Origin of the sequence: Streptomyces sp. RPA4-2, assembly GCF_012273515.2 — a bacterium.
Taxonomy (GTDB): Bacteria; Actinomycetota; Actinomycetes; order Streptomycetales; family Streptomycetaceae; genus Streptomyces; species Streptomyces kaempferi.
Genome location: NZ_CP050975.2, coordinates 2,894,922 through 2,913,700, shown reverse-complemented (window position 1 = coordinate 2,913,700; position 18,779 = coordinate 2,894,922). Strand labels below are relative to the sequence as shown.

At 72.3% G+C, this 18,779-nt stretch carries 18 protein-coding genes and 2 pseudogenes; 8 read left to right on the top strand and 12 right to left on the bottom strand.

Features of this window, described 5'->3' with window-relative positions; genetic code table 11:
- Positions 1–33: 33 nt before the first annotated feature.
- Entirely contained in the window at positions 34–1,338 is a 1,305-nt protein-coding gene (locus tag HEP85_RS12505) for a S8 family serine peptidase (RefSeq protein WP_369657696.1), read from the top strand.
- Between the two features lie 89 nt (positions 1,339–1,427).
- Here HEP85_RS12505 and HEP85_RS12500 read toward each other — a convergent pair whose 3' ends face one another.
- Both HEP85_RS12500 and HEP85_RS12495 read right to left on the bottom strand, forming a co-directional pair.
- Complete coding sequence (locus tag HEP85_RS12500) at positions 1,428–1,652, bottom strand: hypothetical protein (protein ID WP_168527864.1); 225 nt, start codon at positions 1,650–1,652, stop codon at positions 1,428–1,430.
- Entirely contained in the window at positions 1,649–1,864 is a 216-nt protein-coding gene (locus HEP85_RS12495; protein WP_168527863.1) for a hypothetical protein, read from the bottom strand. Before HEP85_RS12495 ends, HEP85_RS12500 begins: the two co-directional genes overlap by 4 nt.
- 209 nt (positions 1,865–2,073) lie before the next feature.
- Here HEP85_RS12495 and HEP85_RS12490 point away from each other — a divergent pair, with 209 nt between their 5' ends.
- Both HEP85_RS12490 and HEP85_RS12485 read left to right on the top strand, forming a co-directional pair.
- Entirely contained in the window at positions 2,074–2,916 is an 843-nt protein-coding gene (locus HEP85_RS12490) for a helix-turn-helix transcriptional regulator (RefSeq protein WP_168527862.1), read from the top strand.
- Complete coding sequence (locus HEP85_RS12485; RefSeq protein WP_168527861.1) at positions 2,898–3,107, top strand: DUF397 domain-containing protein; 210 nt, start codon at positions 2,898–2,900, stop codon at positions 3,105–3,107. The genes HEP85_RS12490 and HEP85_RS12485 overlap by 19 nt, the downstream gene beginning before the upstream one ends.
- 33 nt (positions 3,108–3,140) lie before the next feature.
- Here HEP85_RS12485 and HEP85_RS12480 read toward each other — a convergent pair whose 3' ends face one another.
- The 3 genes from HEP85_RS12480 to HEP85_RS12470 all read right to left on the bottom strand — a co-directional run bounded on the left by HEP85_RS12480 (position 3,141) and on the right by HEP85_RS12470 (position 6,179).
- Entirely contained in the window at positions 3,141–4,145 is a 1,005-nt protein-coding gene (locus tag HEP85_RS12480; RefSeq protein ID WP_168527860.1) for a Gfo/Idh/MocA family oxidoreductase, read from the bottom strand.
- 79 nt (positions 4,146–4,224) lie between these two features.
- The gene (locus tag HEP85_RS12475) at positions 4,225–4,989 is read right to left on the bottom strand and encodes an SDR family oxidoreductase (protein WP_168527859.1); all 765 of its coding nucleotides are present in this window, start codon (positions 4,987–4,989) and stop codon (positions 4,225–4,227) included.
- A gap of 23 nt (positions 4,990–5,012) precedes the next feature.
- A complete protein-coding gene (locus HEP85_RS12470) occupies positions 5,013–6,179 on the bottom strand; it encodes a phytanoyl-CoA dioxygenase family protein (RefSeq protein WP_168527858.1) in 1,167 nt (388 codons plus the stop codon).
- Positions 6,180–6,288: 109 nt separating this feature from the next.
- Here HEP85_RS12470 and HEP85_RS12465 point away from each other — a divergent pair, with 109 nt between their 5' ends.
- Positions 6,289–7,311 carry a LacI family DNA-binding transcriptional regulator gene (locus tag HEP85_RS12465; RefSeq protein ID WP_168527857.1) on the top strand — a complete coding sequence of 341 codons (1,023 nt, stop codon included), beginning with the start codon at positions 6,289–6,291 and terminating at the stop codon, positions 7,309–7,311.
- 136 nt (positions 7,312–7,447) lie between these two features.
- On the opposite strand, the gene HEP85_RS12460 is transcribed toward HEP85_RS12465, so the two are convergent.
- The 3 genes and pseudogenes from HEP85_RS12460 to HEP85_RS12450 form a co-directional block, all read right to left on the bottom strand.
- Entirely contained in the window at positions 7,448–8,134 is a 687-nt protein-coding gene (locus tag HEP85_RS12460) for a histidine phosphatase family protein (RefSeq protein WP_168527856.1), read from the bottom strand.
- Between the two features lie 56 nt (positions 8,135–8,190).
- Positions 8,191–8,601 carry a MazG-like family protein gene (locus tag HEP85_RS12455; RefSeq protein WP_168527855.1) on the bottom strand — a complete coding sequence of 137 codons (411 nt, stop codon included), beginning with the start codon at positions 8,599–8,601 and terminating at the stop codon, positions 8,191–8,193.
- 91 nt (positions 8,602–8,692) lie between these two features.
- Positions 8,693–9,236, bottom strand: a pseudogene (locus HEP85_RS12450) (DoxX family protein).
- Positions 9,237–9,437: 201 nt separating this feature from the next.
- On the opposite strand from HEP85_RS12450, the gene HEP85_RS12445 reads away from it, so the two are divergent.
- Positions 9,438–9,761 carry a nuclear transport factor 2 family protein gene (locus HEP85_RS12445; protein WP_168527854.1) on the top strand — a complete coding sequence of 108 codons (324 nt, stop codon included), beginning with the start codon at positions 9,438–9,440 and terminating at the stop codon, positions 9,759–9,761.
- A 47-nt stretch (positions 9,762–9,808) separates the two neighbouring features.
- On the opposite strand, the gene HEP85_RS12440 is transcribed toward HEP85_RS12445, so the two are convergent.
- A complete protein-coding gene (locus HEP85_RS12440; RefSeq protein ID WP_168527853.1) occupies positions 9,809–10,525 on the bottom strand; it encodes an ABC transporter ATP-binding protein in 717 nt (238 codons plus the stop codon).
- A 118-nt stretch (positions 10,526–10,643) separates the two neighbouring features.
- A pseudogene (locus tag HEP85_RS12435) lies at positions 10,644–12,130 on the bottom strand (ABC transporter permease).
- Between the two features lie 313 nt (positions 12,131–12,443).
- Here HEP85_RS12435 and HEP85_RS12430 point away from each other — a divergent pair.
- Positions 12,444–13,754: a D-alanyl-D-alanine carboxypeptidase family protein gene (locus HEP85_RS12430; RefSeq protein ID WP_168527852.1), complete on the top strand. Its 1,311-nt coding sequence runs from the start codon at positions 12,444–12,446 to the stop codon at positions 13,752–13,754.
- Between the two features lie 266 nt (positions 13,755–14,020).
- Here the strand turns inward: HEP85_RS12430 and HEP85_RS12425 are convergent, their stop codons facing one another.
- Positions 14,021–14,779, bottom strand: a complete 759-nt coding sequence (locus tag HEP85_RS12425) for an SDR family oxidoreductase (RefSeq protein ID WP_168527851.1) — start codon at positions 14,777–14,779, stop codon at positions 14,021–14,023.
- Between the two features lie 199 nt (positions 14,780–14,978).
- Positions 14,979–15,986: a Gfo/Idh/MocA family protein gene (locus tag HEP85_RS12420; RefSeq protein ID WP_168527850.1), complete on the bottom strand. Its 1,008-nt coding sequence runs from the start codon at positions 15,984–15,986 to the stop codon at positions 14,979–14,981.
- A 99-nt stretch (positions 15,987–16,085) separates the two neighbouring features.
- Here HEP85_RS12420 and HEP85_RS12415 point away from each other — a divergent pair, with 99 nt between their 5' ends.
- Positions 16,086–17,567, top strand: coding sequence for a multidrug effflux MFS transporter (locus HEP85_RS12415; protein ID WP_248001898.1), 1,482 nt, complete (start codon positions 16,086–16,088; stop codon positions 17,565–17,567).
- On the top strand, positions 17,564–18,694 hold the full coding sequence (locus tag HEP85_RS12410; protein WP_248002473.1) for a serine hydrolase: 1,131 nt from the start codon (positions 17,564–17,566) through the stop codon (positions 18,692–18,694). The genes HEP85_RS12415 and HEP85_RS12410 overlap by 4 nt, the downstream gene beginning before the upstream one ends.
- Positions 18,695–18,779: the final 85 nt, after the last annotated feature.

The following is an 18,779-nucleotide window of genomic DNA, read 5'->3' as shown; positions in this document are numbered from 1 at the left end:
CACTTCGGGCAGAGACCCGCCACCGGCTTTCCCATGGCCTACGGCAAGACCTCCACGTACGCGCCCTGCCCCTACACTCCCACCCAGCTCCGCCACGCCTATGGTGCCGGTACCACCCCCGGCTCCACCGGGCGCGGCTCCACCATCGCCGTCGTGGACGCCTACGGATCCCCGGCCATGCCCGCCGACGCCGACCGCTACACGAGGATCACCGGCGACCACGCCTTCAGACCACACCAGTACCGCCAACACGTGACGCCCGCGGACTGGCACGTCAGCGACGCGTGCGCGCCCCCGGGCACCTGGGCCGGCGAACAGGCTCTCGACGTCGACCTCGCCCACGGCCTCGCCCCCGACGCGAACATCCTCTATGTCGGCGCCGACTCATGCCTCGACAACGACCTGATGGACGCCGAGTCGTACGTCATCGACGGCCGCCGGGCCGACGGCATCTCCAACTCGTGGGCAGAGATCGTCCACTCCGACCCCGGACACCTCACGCCCGCCCTCATCGACGCGTGGAACCTGCTGTTCGAGCAGGCCGCCGCTGAAGGGATCGGCGTCTACTTCGCTGCCGGCGACTGCGGCGACTCCTCGCCCGGCGCGGCCCGAACCGGCGTCAACTGCGACCCGAAGACCACCCGAGCCCAGGCCGACTTCCCCAGCGGTTCCCCGTGGGTCACCTCGGTGGGCGGCACCACCCTCGCCCTCGACCGCCACGGCGACTACGCCTGGGAGACCAGCATGGGCGACGAACTGTCCATTCTCACCGACAACGGCACGGCCTGGGGACCTGTCCCCGGCGTCTTCACCTTCGGAGGCGGAGGTGGCGTGAGCGACTTCCCGCAACCCTGGTACCAGCGCGGTCGCACTTCCGGCGACACCAGACACCGCACGACACCGGATGTGGCGCTGGAAGGCGACGGGGCGCTGCCGGTCCTCATCGGGCTGACCGACTCCGGCGCCTTCCACCTCACCGGATTCGGCGGCACATCGGCGGCCGCCCCTGCCTTCGCGGCGATCCAGGCCGACGCGCAGCAGGCCTCCGGACACCGGCTCGGCTTCGCCAACCCACTCCTGTACGCCCTTGCCCGCGCCCACCTTTTCCACGACATCACCGACCAGCCCGCGAAAGCCGGAGCACAACCTCTCACCGTGGTGCGCGACGAAGGCCCCGACACCGACACTTCCACCGGTGAACAGCGCTACCTCCTCTACACGCTCGGCCGCGACTTCGGACTCCACGCCCGCCCCGGCTACGACGACGCCACCGGACTCGGTTCCCCCACCCACGACTACCTGCGCTGGTTCCAGCGCACCAAGGGAACCTTGAAGTGAACGCCGACGCCTTCGTCGTAGGAGCGGCCCCAACGGTCTCTCCGCCGCCGGCACGCTCCGAGCGGATCGTCCCCTCGGTCGACGGAACGTCAGCTGGTCCGTCGGCTGCGGGCGTTCGCCTCGGAGACCAGGGCGCTCAGCAGTTCGTCCTGGCTCAGGGGCCTGAGGTGGTCCGGGTCGGCGTCCCATTCGACGCCGCCGCCGAGCGGGCGGACCTGGAGGTACGGGCCTTCGTGGCCCATGACGCGTCCGACGCGGTCGCGGACCGTGTCGTGGACGGCCACTCCGACGCCGGGCGCCGCGTTCTCCGTCATGCGGCGATCCCCCTGAGGATCACGTCCGCGAGCATCAGAGCCACGGGCGCGGAGCACACGCCGAGGTGCACGAGCGCGTAGCGGACTTCGCCGTCGTCCGCCCAGGGGGTGCGGACGTCCATCGCGGGGAGCTGGATGCCGGCCCGGCTGAGGGCGGAGGCGAGGGCGTCTCGGGCGTCCAGGGCTTCCTGGGTCTTGGGCGTGCGGGGCATCAGCGTCCTTGTCGGTCCGGTGCTGCGGGTTCCATGACCCATTCCATGACCCGGGCTGCGCTGGGCGTATTACGCTGCGTAGTCCGGGAGTTACGAGAATGCACCCGGTCGTGGGCGACCACGTTGTGGACGGGGCCGTGCTTCCCCGTCGTACGAAGGTGGTTCCACACGTTCCACATCGCTCGCGCGAACGTCCCGAAGGGAGCGGTATGCCGCAGCGCCGCGTCATCACCGGCCGCAGCCAGGAGCCCCGTCAGCGGTTCGCGGAGGAGCTGCGGACCCTGCGGGCCGGGAGCGGGACGAGCCTGCGGGCGCTCGGCGAACGGCTCGGCTGGGACTGGTCGTTGTTCGGCAAGATGGAGAAGGGCGAGACGCTCGGCAGCCCGGAGGTCGTCCAGGCACTCGACCAGCACTACGGGACCCCGGGGCTGTTGCTCGCGCTGTGGGAGCTGGCCGCCGGGGACCATACGCAGTTCCGCGAGCGGTACCGGCGGTACATGGCGCTGGAGGCGGAGGCGGTGAGCCTGTGGCACTTCGCGGTGAGCGTCCTGCCGGGGCTGTTGCAGACGCCGGGTTACGCGCGGGAGGTGCTGGCGGCGGGCGGGCTCAAGGGGAAGGAACTCGAGCAGCAGGTCGAGGCGCGCACGGGGCGGCGGGAGTTGTTGGAGGGGGAGGATGCGCCCCGCTTCCGGACCATCCTTTCCGAGGCCGTCTTGCGGACGGCGTTACTGGACATGCCTGAGTGGCGGGGGCAGTTGGAGTACCTGGCTGAGATGGCGCGGCGCCGGAACATCGCCGTTCAGGTGCTGCCGTTCAGCGCCGGTCCCTACGGGCTTGACAGCACCGACGTCTGGTTCCTGCGTCTGTCACAGGGACGTACGGTGGCATACACGGAGAACGCGCACCGTGGGGACCTGATCGAGGACAGCGCGGCGGTCGAGAAGCTGCAAGGTGCCTACGATGCAGTGCGTGACCTGGCGCTGTCTCCGGCCGAGTCGCGGAAGTTCGTCCTGCGCATGTTGGAGGAAGTGCCGTGCGATCCATCGACCTGAGCGTCGTGACGTGGCGTAAGAGCTCGTACAGCAACTCGGACGGCGGCGCCTGCCTCGAGGTCTCCGACGACCTCACCGCAGGCATCCCCGTGCGGGACAGCAAGGTCCCGCACGGGCCGGTGCTCGTGTTCCCCGCCGGCGGCTGGGCCTCGTTCGTCGCCGCGGTCAAGGGCGGCCGCCTGCCCAGCTGACCCGGCGGGCCGGCCGCACCCCGCCGGACCGGCTCAGCCCCGTCGTACCTCCTCCACCCGCACCGCCCGGTGCTCCGCCAAGGACAACGCGCACGCCTCCGCGATCCAGCTCGCCTCGATCGCGTCGGCGACCGTGCACGGGGAGGTGGCGCGGCCCGCGACGACCTCGGTGAAGGCGGTCAGTTCGGCGCGGTAGGCGGGGGCGAAGCGGTCCATGAAGAAGTCGTGCGGGGTGCCGGCGGGGAAGGTGGCACCGGGTTCCACCGAGCGCAGGGGGAGTTTGTCCTCCAGGCCCACGGCGATGCTGTCGCGCATGCCGTGCAGTTCCAGGCGGACGTCGTAACCGCGGGCGTTGTGGCGCGAGTTGGACACCAGCGCGAGGGTGCCGTCGTCGAGGGTGAGGATCGCGGACGCGGTGTCGACGTCGCCCGCCTCGGCGATGTACTCGGCCCCGCGGTTGCCGCCGGCCGCGTACACCTCGACCACCTCGCGGCCGGTGACCCAGCGCACGATGTCGAAGTCGTGCACGGCGCAGTCGCGGAAGATGCCGCCGGAGACCGCCACATACGCGGCCGGTGGCGGCGCCGGGTCCAGTGTCGTGGAGCGTACGGTGTGCAGCTTGCCGAGTTCGCCGCTCACCACGGCCTTGCGCGCGGCCACGCAGCCCGCGTCGAAGCGCCGGTTGTAGCCGATGTGCACCTCGACGCCGCTGTCCTGGACCGCGCGCAGCACGGCGACGCTCTCCTCGACCGTCCGTGCCACCGGCTTCTCGCAGAAGACGGGGATGCCCGCCTCGACCGCGGCCAGGATGAGCGAGGGGTGCGCGTCGGTGGCGGCCGCCACCACGATGCCGTCGACCCCGGCGGCGAGCACCGCCTCGGGGGAGTCCACCGCCGTCGCCCCGAAACGCTCGACCGCCGCCGCGGCCGCCCCTGCCACCGGATCGGTGACCACCAGCGAGTCCACCGCGTCGAGCCCCGCGAGCGTCGCGGTGTGGAAGGCGCCGATCCGGCCCAGTCCCAAGATGCCTATACGCATGAGAAGTTGCTCCTAAAGCCTAAAAGCCGTAACCGTCAGCCCCGTGCGCGGCCCCGCGGGGCGGAACCGGGGCCGCATGTCAGTCGAGTCCGCCGAAGACGGTCTGGTCCCAGTCGACGACCGAACCGGTGACCACACCGCTGCGGTCGGAGAGCAGGAAGACGACGAAGTCGGCGATCTCGTCGACCTGGCCGAGCCTGCCCATCGGGCGGCTGCGCGCCGCCTCCTCCCGCCAGTCGTCGCCCGCGCCGTGGAAGGTGCGCTGGATCTCGTCCTCGCCCTCGGTGTCGGTCCAGCCGATGTTCAGGCCGTTGATCCGGATCCGGTCCCAGCGGTGGGCGTGCGCGGCGTTGCGGGTCAGGCCGACCAGCCCGGCCTTCGCGGCGACGTACGGGGCGAGGAACGGCTGTCCGCCGTGCGCGGAGGAGGTGATGATGTTGACGACGGTGCCCGGCGCCCCACGGTCCACCAGGTGCCGGACCGCCGCCTGCATCGCGAAGAACGGCGCCCGCAGGTTGACCGCGATGTGCGCGTCGAAGAGTTCGGGCGTGGTGTCCAGGAGGGTGCCGCGCGAGGTCAGTCCCGCCGCGTTGACGAGACAGTCGAGCCGTCCGTGCGCGGCCACGACCCGCTCGACGCCGGCGCGTGCCTGCGCGGGATCGGCGAGATCGGCCCGTACGAAGGTGGCGCCGCTCTCCGCGGCGAACCGCTCACCGGGTTCGGCGCGTCGCCCGGTGAACGCGACCGTCGCGCCCTCGCGGACGGCCGCCCGTACGACACCCGCGCCGACGCCCTGACTGCCGCCGTTGACGAGGACGACCCTGTCCTCGAGAAGTGGTCCCATCGGTTCTCCCCTGACGTGAGTACTCAAGTGCGGCGGCGCTCGGCGCCGTCCCGCAGTTCCTGGCGCAGCCGCCCGGGGCTCCACTCCTCCGTCAGGGCCCGCCACACCGTGTCGGCCTGGGACGGCGGGGCGAGCCCCTCCAGGGGCGGGTCCCGATCGAGGTCCGTGGGGAAGGGGTAACCCTCCGCGCAGGCCGCCACCACCCGGCGCAGCCACGCCTCGCCGACGCCCGCGCTCCGGCGCCGCAGCAGCACCGGGAACAGCGCGTTCACCATCGACTCCCGGTCCACCGTCTCCATCGCGCGGCCGAAGGCCGAGGAGATCTGCAGCAGGTTCGCCATCCGCCTGACGTCCGTCGTGCGGTTGTGGCCCGCCGCGTGGAAGAGCGCGGGGTTGAAGAAGACCGCGTCCCCCTTGGCCAGCGGGAGCTGCACGTGGTGCTCCTCGAAGTACGCGGTGAACTCCGGGCGCCGCCAGGCCAGGTAGCCGGGCTCGTACTTCTGGGAGTGCGGCAGGTACAGCGTCGGGCCGGACTCCACGGGCATGTCGCAGTGCGCCACCGCGCCCTGGAGGGTGAGCACGGGGGAGAGCCGGTGGACGTGCGCCGGATAGCGGGCCGCGCGCTCGTCGGAGAGGAAACCGAGGTGGTAGTCCCGGTGCACGCTCTGCGCCGCGCCGCCCGGGTTGACCACGTTGATCTGGGAGGTGACCTGGTAGCCGGGGCCGAGCCAGGCCTCGCAGACCAGGGCCAGCATGTCGTTGGCGTAGTAGTCGGCGAAGACGTCGGGAGCGTGCAGGGCCGTCTTGTCCAGGGCGCTCCACACCCGGTCGTTGGCGCCGGGCTTCGCGAAGTGGTCACCGCGGGCCGTGCCGCTCGCCCGCTCCCGCGCGATCAGCGCCCGGAAGACGTCCGAGGCCCGGTCCACCAGGTCGAGGTCCGCGAACGCGCCCCGGAGCACCACGATGCCGGGCCCGTCCAGCAGCGCGCGCACCCACTCGGTCCGCACCGCCGTCGGGTCGGCCGCCCGGACACGGTCGCTGTCGTAGAGCGGAACGTTCCGCGCGACTTCGGCGGCGTACGGGTAGTCGCGCGGATCGGTGTGCTCGGCGACCAGCGCGCGGAAGGCGTCGAGATCGCAGTCCGTGTCCCCGCTCAGCCACACCCGTGGTCCCGCATCCTGGGAAGCCATGCAGGGTCCTTTCGCCGCGCGGCCGTTTCCGTCAGTCTTATGAACCCGAGCCCATCATTCAATGAGCAGAAACCCATCAAAAACCCATCAACGACTTCCGGGAACAGCCATGGGACACCCCTATACGATCCGTGAGATCGCCCGTCAGGCCGGTCTGAGCGAGGCGACGGTCGACCGGGTCCTCAACCGCCGGGGCGGCGTCCGCGACAGCACGGCCCGGGAGGTGCGGCAGGCCGTCGAGGACCTGGACCGCCAGCGCACCCAGGTCCGCATCGGCGGGCGCACCTTCATGATCGACATCGTGATGCAGACCCCGGAGCGGTTCTCCTCCGCGGTGCGCGACGCCCTGGAGGCCGAACTGCCGTCCCTGCACCCGGCGATCGTGCGCTCACGCTTCCACTTCCGGGAGACGGACCCCGCGGCGGAGCTGGTGAAGGACCTGGACGGGATCGCCGCGCGCGGCTCGCAGGGGGTGATCCTGAAGGCGCCCGACGTGCCCGAGGTCACCACCGCGGTCGGACGGCTGGTGGCGGCCGGCATCCCCGTGGTCACGCTCGTGACGGACCTGCCCAGCAGCCCGCGCAGGGCGTACGTCGGCATCGACAACCGGGCCGCCGGAGCGACCGCCGCCTACCTGATCCGGCAGTGGCTCGGCGAGGGTCCAGGCCATGTGCTCGTCACCATCAGCCGGGGCTCCTTCCGCAACGAGGAGGAGCGCGAGATGGGCTTCCGCAGCGAGATGCGCGCCGCGCGGCCGGAACGCCGGCTGGTCGAGGTCACCGACAGCGACGGGCTCGACTCCACCCAGCGGGAGCTCGTCCGCGAGGCCCTGGAGCGGGACCCGGAGATCAACGCCGTCTACTCCATCGGCGGCGGGAACACCGCGACCATCGAGGCCTTCGACGCGCTCGGCCGGGACCTGCTGGCCTTCGTCGCGCACGACCTGGACCACGACAACACCCGGCTCCTGGGGGAGCGGCGGCTGTCCGCGGTGCTCCACCACGACCTGCGCCAGGACATGCGCCGCGCCTGCCAGACCATCATGCGGGCCCACCAGGCCCTCCCGGACGAGGGCCCGTCCCTCCCGTCGGCGATCCAGGTCGTCACGCCGTACAACATGCCGCCGGGGTGAGGGCCGCGCGGGGACCCGAGGGGCGGCGGGGGACCCGAGGGGCGGCGGGGGACCCGAGGGCTCGGGCGGGAGCCGGACGGGCTGGGGACGGGGGCCCGAGGGGCTCGGGCGGTAAGCGGCCCGGGGGCGCCGGTGGCTACTCGTCCGGTACCGGCGTCTCCCCGGCGGGGCCCAGCGGCTGACCCGTCGGCCCGCTCTCCCGGCCGGGAGCCGCGTCGCCCAGCGGTGTGCCCGCCCAGGACACGGCCGTCCAGCCGCCCGCCGGGGAACCCTCCAGGATCACCACGTCGGTGTTGTCCAGCCGGTGGCCGGTGGCGAAGGACACCTCGACGTTGTGCGCGCGCGCCGCCGTCCACACCCGGATCGCGGCGCCGTGACTGACCATCGCGACGGCACCGGCCCCGCTCGCCGCGGCCTCCGCGACCACCGTGTCGAACCGGTCCAGCGCCTCCGCGCCGCTCTCCCCGCCCGGCATCCGCAGCGCGGTGTTGCCCGATGCCCAGGCGAACGCCGTCGTGAGGTACGCCCGCGCTTCCTCGGTGTCCCCGCGCAGCATCTCCAGGTCCCCGGCGGACAGTTCGCGGATGCCCTCCCGGACACGTACCTCCAGCCCGCGCGCGGCCGCCAGCGGGGCGGCGGTCAGCCGGGCGCGGGTCAGTGTCGAGGCGTACAGCGCGTCGATCTCCTCGTCCGCCAGTGCCTGGGGCAGCGCGGCGGCCTGTTTGTCCCCGAGGGCCGTGAGCCCCGGTCCCGGCGCGGCGGTGTCCAGCAGGAACTCCACATTGGACGGTGTCTGTCCGTGGCGGACGAGAATCAGGCGCATACGGTCACCTTCTCAGACGGCGGTACGACGGTTCGGCGCCCACCCCGCGGTGCGGCTCAGCTCCGGCCCGTCCCGAGGGACCGGTCCGTGACGCCCGCCAGGTGGGCCGTGAACACCTCGCGGGCGTCCGGCGCCAGGGTGCGCAGAGCGACCAGGCCCGTGATCACGACGTCGCAGAGCTCGGACCGTACGTCGTCCCAGGTGTGCGTGGTGCCCTTGCGCGGGTTCTGGCCGGTCGCGCCGATCACCGCCCGGGCGACTTCGCCGACCTCCTCCGACAGCTTCAGGATGCGCAGGAGCAGCTCCTCACGGCCGTCGTTCTCCCGGTCGTCGTTCGCCCGCGTCCGGTCGTCGTGCGTCCGCCCATCGTTCGTCCGGTCGTCGTGCGCCCGGACCTCTCGCGTCCGGCCGGCGTCGAGCCAGTCGTGCAGACGGTCGATCGCGTCCCAGACGTCTTCATCAGCCATGGGACCAGCCTCCCCACGGGCGGCGCGCCCGACGCCTGTTCGTGGACCCGTGGACCCGTGGCCCGTGGCCCCGGGAGCCGTGACCTCGCTCCTACTCGTCGAAGAGCGTCGCCTGTTCACCCTCGGCGGCCCGCCGCACCCGCTTGGTGCGCGCCCCCACCACGGCCAGCGTGGCCGCGGCCGTCACACCCAGCGCGGCGGGGACCATCCAGCCCCGGTTCACGGTGTGGCCGAGCAGATGGTCCAGCGAGATCCGGCCGGGTCCCGTCACGGCGAGTCCCGCGGCCGTCAGGCCCAGCGACGCCGCGTGCTCGAAGCCGCCTTCGGCGGCGAAGAACCCTTGCGGCAGGTGCACCGCGGTCGCGCCCGCCATCGCACCGGCCGCGGAGGCCGGCCGCGGGCGTCGCGAGGCCCAGCGCCAGCAGGGCGCCGCCGCCCGCCTCGGCGAGGCCCGCCGCGAGCGCGCTCCGCTTCCCGGGCACGTATCCCATCGCCGCCATGGCGATTCCCGTCCCGGCGAGCCCGCCCCCGCCGAACCAGCCGAACAGCTTCTGCGTTCCGTGCGCGGCCAGCACACCGCCCGTGCCCAGACGGAGCAGCAGCAGTCCGAGGTCTCTACGGTCGAAACAGGTCACGGTGACTCCCAACCGGGTTCGCGAGATGACGGCATGCTTCCTCCGCCGGCCTTCGTCCACCGTCGCGCGCGCCGCCGTCCCGCACCCGGCGCGCGCGGCTGTTCGGGTGCCGTCCAGGTGGTCCTCCGGGTGGCCGACCGGGGTCCGCCACCCGGACGGGACGGGTGGCGGCCCGACGGGAGCGGTGTGACGCTGACTGCCATGACGATTCAGGTAGCCAGACTCAGCGATCCGGCCGTGCGGGCCTTCGTCACCGCTGTGAACGCCCACGACCGAGAGGCGTTCGAGGCCGTCCTCGCGCCCGGTGCGACCATGTCCGACGACGGCTCCGACCGGGACCTCGCCGACTGGACCGAGCAGGAGATCTTCTCCTCCCACGGCCACATGGACGTCGACAACGAGTCCCGGACGGGCCATGCCCTCGTCGTCCGCTACAGCAACGACACCTGGGGCGAGATGAAGACGCGGTGGAGCTTCACCGTCGACGACGGCAGGATCACCCGCTTCGAGACGGGCCAGGCGTAACGCCCGTACGGAGAACGGTCCCCTCACCGTCGTCGGCCGCCCTCACCTCAGCCGACGGAGTGCCGGGTCTCGGTGTGCCGCGTGCCGCCGCCCCGCTCGGTGAGCGTGATCCGCCCCGCCGTGATGGTGGCGAGGCGCGGTGCGCGGCGGGCGATCGACGAGTCGTGGGTGACCAGGACGAAGGTCAGCCCGTACTCGTGCCACAACCCCTCCAGCAGCCCCATGATGTCGTCACGGGTGCCCTCGTCCAGGTTGCCGGTCGGTTCGTCCGCGAGGAGCACCTTCGGCTTCTTGACCAGGGCACGCGCGATGGCGACACGCTGCTGCTGGCCGCCGGAGAGTTCGGACGGCGCGTGCGTCAGGCGCTCGCCCAGACCGACCGACCGCAGTGCCTCGGCGGCGCGCTCCCGTCGCTGCGCGGACTTCACCCCGAGCGGTACGAGCGCGGTCTCGACGTTCTCCTGCGCGGTCAGCGTCGGGATGAGGTTGAACGACTGGAAGATGATGCCGATCTTCTCGGCGCGCAGCCGCGTCAGCCGGGCCTCGCTGACGGAGGCGAGGTCGACGCCGTCCAGCTCGACACTGCCGGAGGACGGCCGGTCCAGGCCGCCGATCATCTGGAGCAGGGTCGACTTGCCGCCGCCGGTGGGGCCCTGGATGACGAGCTGGTCGCCGTCCTCGATGGCGAGGTCGACGCCGCGCAGCGCCTCCACCGTCTCCTTGCCCCGCGTGTAGCGCTTGGTGACGCCGGTGAGCTTGTACATGAGGTTCTCCGAAGATGAAGGGATGGGGCGCCGCGATCGGGGGGCGAAGGGGACGCGGCGCCCCGGCTCGGGGTGTTCTCCGCCCGGGGAGGGGGCCGCGCGAGCCGCGCGACACGTCCTAGGCGACGCTGCGCAGCGCGTCCGCGGGGCGCATCCGGGAGGCGCGCCAGCCGCCCATCGCGCCGGCGACGAGACCGCCCGCGATGGCCAGGCCCGCCGCGAGCGCGATGGTGGTCACCGAGACCGGCGCGGAGAGCGCGATCTCCATGGTGTTCTTGACCGTCTGCTTAAGCCGGGCCCGCCGCCCCCGGGCCCGCCGCCCATGCCGCCACCGCCGGTGGAGCCGAGCTCCGCGGTCAGCTTCGGGCTGATCGCCGTCACCGCGTACGCCGCGCCGAGGCCGAGGGCGATGCCGAGCGCGCCGCCGAGCAGACCGTTGACGACGGACTCACCGACGACCTGGCGGGTGACCCTGCGGGACGGCCAGCCGAGCGCCTTGAGGGTGCCGAACTCGCGCACCCGGCGGGACACGGCGGACGAGGTGAGCAGCGCCGCCACCAGGAACGCGGCCACGAGCACCGCGACGGACAGCCACTTGCCGACGCTGGTCGCCAGGTTCGAGGCGGTCGACAGGGAGCCGGAGACGGTGGACGCGAGGTCCGCGGAGGTGGTGACCGTCGTCCCCGGGATGTTCTTCTGGATGGCCGCCTTGACGGTGTCGATCCGCTTCGAGTCGGTCGCCTTGACGTAGATCGTGGTGACCTTGTCCTTCGAGTCGCCCAGTGTCTGCGCCTGCTTCAGCGGCAGGTAGACGTCGGTCGTGGACTCGCCGCTGTCCGGCGTCGCGATCCCGATGACCGTGTACTTGGTGCCGGAGATCGTGAGGGTCCCCCCGACCGTCTTCTTGTTCTCCTTGGCGTACGACGCGCTGAGCACCGCGGCCTTCGCGTCGGTCTGGGACGCGGTGAAGGTCCGGCCCGTGGTGATCTTCGAGGTGGCGAGCGGGCCGAGGTCCTGGTGGGTGACGTCGACGCCCGCGACGGAGTACGAGTTCACGTCGAAGGACGCGCCGCCGCCCTGCACCTGCGGCTGGCCCGAGCCGCCGCCCTGGCCGCCGCCGGGACCGCCCTGCTGCGAACCGGAGGACCCGGAAGAGCCCGCGGACCCCGACGAGGTGGAGGACTTCGCCGTGCCCCGGGTGAACGAGCCGTCGACCTTGGTGACGTTCAGGCTGAGCGCGCCCACCGCGCTCGACACGCCCTTCTGCGCGGCGACCTCGGTGACGAGCGAGGACTTCAGGGACTGCCCGCCCTGCGTCATCACCCGGTCCGAGCTCTGGGTCGTGCTGCTGTCGGCCTTGGCGTCGAAATCGAACTTCGGCCGCCCGGATGAGCTGCCCGTGGCCGCCGGACGGGCCTTCGTGACGGTCATGTCGGTGCCGAGCCCGTACAGCGACTTCAGGACCTTGCCCTGGGCCTGCTGCATGCCGGCCGACACCGAGTTGACGGTGATGACCAGCGCGATTCCGAGCGCCAGACCCATGGCGATCACCAGGGCCGCCTTCTTGCGCCGGCTCAGCTCACGCTTGAGATAGATGCCAAACATCCCGTTCCCCAAAGGTTCTTGGCGCCCGCCGTGGGCGCGGCCACAAGCTATGGAGAAACCTTTGACCGGGGCTGAGTAAGAGGTGTGCGAGAGCTGAGAAAGCCGGGTCCGGAATCAATATCGCCTAAGACAGCTGATTCCCAGGGTCCGGAGGGGTCACTGCCAGGAAACGCCTGTTGGGTGGGGTGCCGGTGGCCCCCGACGGCCGGATGCGGCGTGCGGCCCGCCGCTTTGCCGCGCCTTGGCGAGCGCTGTGCCTTTCTTTTGTGACCCCGCCGTACGGCGGCGCGGACCGGCTTTGTACGGTCCCGAGATGCGCGATTCCTCTCCGCTTCCCCCGCGTGCCGCCGTGCTGTCCCGCCGCGCCGCGCTCGGCCTCGCAGCGGCCGTCCCGCTGGCCGCCGCGTCCCCGGCGGCCGCCGCCACCCCCTCCGCCACTCCGTCCACCGCCCGCACCGCCGCGCGGACCGCCACGATCGGCGGTGACCTGCTGGGCCTCGGCGGCATCCAGGTGCGCGGGGCCTCGGGGCTGCCCAAGCGGCTCACCGCCCGCTCCTGGCTCGTCGCCGACCACGTCAGCGGTGAGGTGCTCGCCTCGTACAACGCGCACCGACTGCTGGCGCCCGCCTCCACGCTGAAGATGCTCTTCGCGGACACCGTGCTGAAGAAGTTCGAACGCACCGAGCTCCACCGGGTCACCGACGCCGACCTCGCCGGGATCCCCGCCGGCTCCAGCCTCGTCGGCGTCAAGCCCGGAATCACCTACACCGTCGAGCAGTTGTGGCTCGGCGTCTTCCTGCGCTCCGGGAACGACGCGGTGCACGTGCTCAGCCACATGAACGGCGGCGTGGACACCACGGTCGCGCAGATGCAGGCCAGGGCCGACGACCTGCAGGCCCTGGACACGCACGTGGTCAGCCCCGACGGGTTCGACCACAAGGGCCAGATGTCCTCCGCGTACGACCTGACGCTCTTCGCCCGGCACGGCCTCGCCGACGCCGACTTCCGCGCCTACTGCTCGACGAGGACCGCGGACTTCCCGGCGGGCGGCAAGAAGACCTTCCAGATCCAGAACACCGACCGCCTGCTGACCGGCGCGTGGGGCGTACCGACGTACGACGGCCTGATCGGCGTCAAGAACGGCTACACCAGCCACGCCGGCAACACCTTCACCGGCGCCGCGACCCGCGGCGGCCGAACCCTCCTGGTCACGGTGATGCACCCGAAGAGCGGTGGCAGCGGCGTCTACGAGGAGACGGCCGCGCTGCTCGACTGGGGGTTCCGGCAGGGCGCGAACGCCCGTCCCGTGGGGACGCTGGTCGCGCCGCTCAGCGAGGGCGGCGCCAGGGCGACGCCCGCCGGGAAGGCCCCGAAGGCCGCCGCGGGCGCGCCCGCCCGGACGGAGACGAGCGGTTCGTCATGGGGGCTGGTCGGCGGGGCCGGGGGAGCGGTCGCGCTGCTCGCGGGCGGGGCGGTCGCGTGGCGCAGGCGGCGGCGTGCGGGGGCGGCGGGCGAGGCTCCGGTCTCGGAGCAGAGGGCTTCCGGCCCGGGAGGTTCGGACACGGGGACCTCGGAGACGGGAACCCCGGACACGGGAGATTCCGGGGCCCGTCACCAGCGGTGACGGTGCCGATCGGTCGTCGAATGTGCGGAGGCAGCCGTTCCGTGGCCCACCTCGCGGTCCCGCGCGAGGTCGCCCCCCAGCCGGGCCGCGGAACGGCTGCCGCCTCCCCCCTCGGTGTGGACCGTGGTCGTACCGAAGTCCTCCACTCCGAGTGTGAAGCTCTCGTGGAGGCGACACGAGCATAAGCCCGCTACCGGGTCTTATAGTGCGGAGGTTCAGCTTCCGTTTGTGCAAGTTGAGACGTTGACGAAACGTGCGGTCGCGCCCTAGCCGCGCCCCACATAGGGCATCGCGGTGGCCATCACCGTCGCGAACTGCACGTTCGCATCCAGTGGCAGCTCCGCCATGTGCCGCACGGTGCGGGCCACGTCCACCGCGTCCATCACCGGCTCGACCGCCAGTTCCCCGTTCGCCTGCGGCGTTCCCGCGCGCATGCCGGAGGTCATGTCGGTCGCCGCGTTGCCGATGTCGATCTGGCCGCACGCGATCCGGTACGCACGCCCGTCCAGGGACAGTGACTTGGTCAGACCCGTCATCGCGTGCTTGGTCGCCGTGTACGCGATCGACCGCGGACGCGGCGCGTGCGCCGAGATCGAGCCGTTGTTGATGATCCGGCCGCCCTGCGGGTCCTGCTCCTTCATCTGCCGGAACGCGGCCTGCGCGCACAGGAACGCGCCGTTGAGGTTGGTGTCCACGACGTGCCGCCACGCCTCGTACGCAAGCTCCTCGACCGGGACGCCGCCCGGCCCGAACGTTCCGGCGTTGTTGAAGAGCAGGTCGAGCCGCCCGAAGCGCTCGCGCACGGAGGCGAAGAGGGCGGCCACCTCCTCGGGCCTGGCGACGTCGGTCCGTACGGCCACCGAGGGGGCCTCGGGGACGAGGGCCGCCGTCTCCTCCAGGGGCTCGGCCCGGCGTCCGGCCAGGGCCACCGACCAGCCGGCGCGCAGCAGTTCGACGGCCACCGCGCGGCCGATGCCGGAGCCCGCCCCGGTCACCACCGCGATCTTCGTCTGCTTGGCATTCATGGGGCCGCAGCGTATCGACGGCATGGCGGGGCCGCGGGGCGCCTCGCGTCCCGCGCCCCCTTTCCGGAGCTGTCAATCGTCAGCTGCAATCGTCGCCGTCAGCCGTCAGCCGTGAGCCGTGAGCCGTCAGCCGTGAGCCGTGAGCCGTGAGCCGTCAGTTGTCGCTGTCGGTCGTCGGTCCGTTCGGTCGTCGGGCCGGTCAGTGGGTCTCGCCCGGGTAGCGGACGCCGATCTGCTCGCGTACCGCGTCGAGCGTCCGCATCACGGCGAGGCTGCCGTCGAGGGGGACGAGCGGGGACTCCTTCTCGCCGGCCCGCAGCGCGCGCATCACCTCGGCGGCCTCGTGCTTGAGGCTGTTGCGCGGACCGTGCGCCGGGTCGGCCGCGAACTCCTCCGCGTCGCGTCCGTCGCGGTGCAGTACGAGCCGTTCCGGGAAGAAGAAGCCGCCGGGGATGTCGATGCGGCCCTGCGAGCCGGTGACGGAGGCCGTGACGGGGGTGCTGCCGTTGATGGAGCAGTGCACCGAAGCGAGAGCACCGCTCTCCCAGGTGAGCACCGCTCCCGTCTGGAGATCGACGCCCTCGTCGGAGAGCACCGCTCTCGCCGTGATGCCCGAGGGCTCCCCGAGCAGCAGATGCGCGAACGACACCGGGTAGACCCCGAGATCGAGCAGCGCCCCGCCGCCCTGCGCGGGGTCGCGCAGCCGGTGCGAGGGCGGGAACGGGCCGTTGATCCCGAAGTCGGCCTGCACGGTGCGGACCTCACCGATCACACCGTCGTCCACGAGCCCCTTGAGCCTGCGGACCAGCGGGTTGCAGTACATCCACATGGCCTCCATCAGGAAGCGGTCGTGGCGGCGGGCGAGCGCGACCAGCTCCTCGGCCTCCCGCACGTTCAGCGTCAGCGCCTTCTCGCACAGCACATGACGCCCGGCCTCAAGGCACATCCCGGCCGCCTGCCGGTGCGCCGAGTGCGGAGTGGCCACGTACACGACATCGACGTCCTCGTCGGCGGCGAGCGACGCCCAGTCCCCGTACGCCCGGGGGATCCCGAACCGCTCGGCGAACGCCTTCGCCGAGGCGTCGGTCCGCGAGGCCACCGCCACCACCTCGGCGTCCGGCATGTCCACCAGATCCGCCGTGAACGCCGCGGCGATGCCACCGGTCGCCAGAATCCCCCACCGCACCCGCTCGTGCTCGCCCGTCATTCCCGGCCCTTCGCTCTGTCACCCTGGTGCTCTGTGACCCCGAACACTCCGTTCGAACTGAGAGCATAGGTGGCGGATCACTCGGAGAGGGAGGGGCACATGCCCGAGCGCGGGCGCACCACGAGGGACCAGGAAGGTCCGCGGGGGCACATACCGAACACCGCCGTCGCCGACAGCCCGGCGGTCGTCGCCGACACCTCGGCGGCCTTCGCCGACCCGGCGCCCGCCGTCGTACACCCCGGGGCGACGCCCGCGGCGGAGAACTCCGGCCCCCGGGACGCGAGTTCGGGGGACGCCGCACCGCGCGACCCCGCAGCGCTGCGCCGTACCGGACTTCTCGTCACCCTGATCCTCGGCGGGCTCACCGCGACACCTCCGCTGGCCATGGACATGTACCTCCCGTCGCTGCCGGAGGTCACCCGCTCCCTGCACGCCCCGGCCGCGACCGTGCAGCTCACGCTCACCGCGTGCCTCGCGGGCATGGCGTTCGGCCAGCTCGTCGTCGGACCGATGAGCGACAAGTGGGGGCGGCGCAGACCGCTGCTCGCCGGACTGGTCGTCTACGTCCTCGCCACCGCCCTGTGCGCCCTCGCGCCCGACGTCGAACTCCTCGTCGCCTTCCGGCTGGCGCAGGGTCTCGCGGGAGCGGCCGGCATCGTGATCGCCCGAGCCGTCGTCCGCGACCTGTACGACGGCATGGCGATGGCCCGCTTCTTCTCCACCCTCATGCTGATCTCCGGGGTCGCCCCGGTCGTCGCGCCCCTCATCGGCGGGCAGATCCTGCGCGCCACCGACTGGCGAGGCGTCTTCGTCGTCCTCACCGCCGTCGGCATCGGACTCACCGCGCTCGTCTGGACGAAACTCCCCGAGACCCTCGCGTCGGGCGACCGGCACGGCGGCGGTGTCGGCGAGGCACTCCGCTCGATGCGCGCCCTGCTGGCCGACCGGGTCTTCACCGGCTACATGCTGGCGGGCGGCTTCGCCTTCGCCGCGCTCTTCGCGTACATCTCGGCCTCACCGTTCGTGATCCAGGAGATCTACGGAGCGTCCCCGCAGACCTTCAGCCTGCTCTTCGGCGTGAACTCGGTCGGCCTGGTGGCCGTCGGCCAGATCAACGGCAAGCTCCTGGTCGGCCGGGTCGGCCTCGACAAGGTCCTCGCCGTGGGCCTCGCCCTCATCGCCCTCGGCGCGACCGCGCTGCTCCTGATGTCCGCCGGCGTCTTCGGCGAGGTCGGGCTGGCGCCGGTGGCCGTCGCCCTGTTCGTCCTGATGTCCGCGATGGGCCTCGCGCTGCCCAACACCCAGGCGCTCGCCCTGATGCGCGTACGGCACGCCGCCGGCTCCGCCTCCGCGCTGCTGGGCACCTCCTCCTTCCTCATCGGAGCGGTCGCCTCACCGCTGGTCGGCATCGCCGGAGAGCACACCGCCGTTCCGATGGCCGTCGTCCAACTGGCGGCGGTACTGGTGGCCGTCGCCTGCTTCATGGGACTGTGCCGTCCCTGGCGGACGGGACAGCCCATGGACGGGACCGATGCCACGGCCGGAACGGCCGGAACGGACGGAAAGGCGGCGGACAGCTGAGCGCACCGAAACTGCGCGTCGACACACCGGAGCGGGCCGGGCTCGATCCGGCCGAACTGCGCCATCTCGTACGCGACGTCCGCGCCCTCACCCGCGGACCGCACCCCTGGGCGGCCGGCGTCGTCGTGGTCGCCGGGCGCGGCCCGGTCATCGCCGTCGAGGAGGCCGCGGGCTGGGCGGTGCGCTACGCGTCGTACGACGAGAAGACCGACACCGGGGTCGAACTGCCGCCCGCGGAGCGGCTTCCGATGAGCGTGCGCACCCTCTTCGACCTGGCCTCCCTCACCAAACTGTTCACGGCGGTCGCCGCGGTGCAGCAGCTGGAGCGCGGCACGCTCGGCATCGACGCGCGCGTGGGCGCGTACCTGCCGGAGTTCCGCGCGGCCTCCGCGTACGACATCACCGTGCGGCAGCTGCTCACGCACACCTCCGGGCTGCGGCCCGAACTCCCGCTGTACGACTGCCCGGACGACAGGGCGCGCCTGGCGATGCTGCGGGCGGAGGGGCCCTCGTCCGAGCCGGGGGAGTACCGCTACTCGGATCTGAACCTGCTCCTCCTCCAGCACGTGCTGGAACGCATCACCGGCCGTGCCCTCGACGTCCTTGTCAGGGACGGGATCACCAGACCGCTGGGAATGACGGCCACCCGCTTCGGGCCGTGCCCGGACGCGGCCGCGACCGAGGACCAGCGGCGGCCGTGGGCCAAGGCGGACCGCGGGATGCTGCGGGGGGTGGTGCACGACGAGAACGCGTGGGCGCTCGGCGGGGTGGCGGGGCACGCGGGTCTCTTCTCCACGGCCCGTGACCTCGCCGTCTTCTGCCGCGCGCTGCTCGCGGGCGGTTCCTACGGGCCCGCGCGCATCCTCGGTCCCGACTTCGTCGAGCTGATGCTCACCCCGCCGGGCCTCGGCTTCGCCATCGGCCAGTCCTGGTTCATGGGGGCCCTGGCGGCGGGCGGTGCTGCGGGACACACGGGTTTCACGGGGACGTCGCTGGTGCTGGATCCGGCGACGGGCACGTTTCTCGTGCTGTTGGCGAACACGGTGCATCCTCGGCGGCGGCCGGTGCGGAATGGGCCTCGGGTGGAGGCGGCGACGCGGATGGCTCGGGCGGTACGGGGCGCTTGACGCGGGTGTTGTCTCGCCCCCGCCGCCCCTACCCGACCCGTCCTGTCCCTGGGGCTCCGCCCCGGACCCCGCCAAGGGGCTCCGC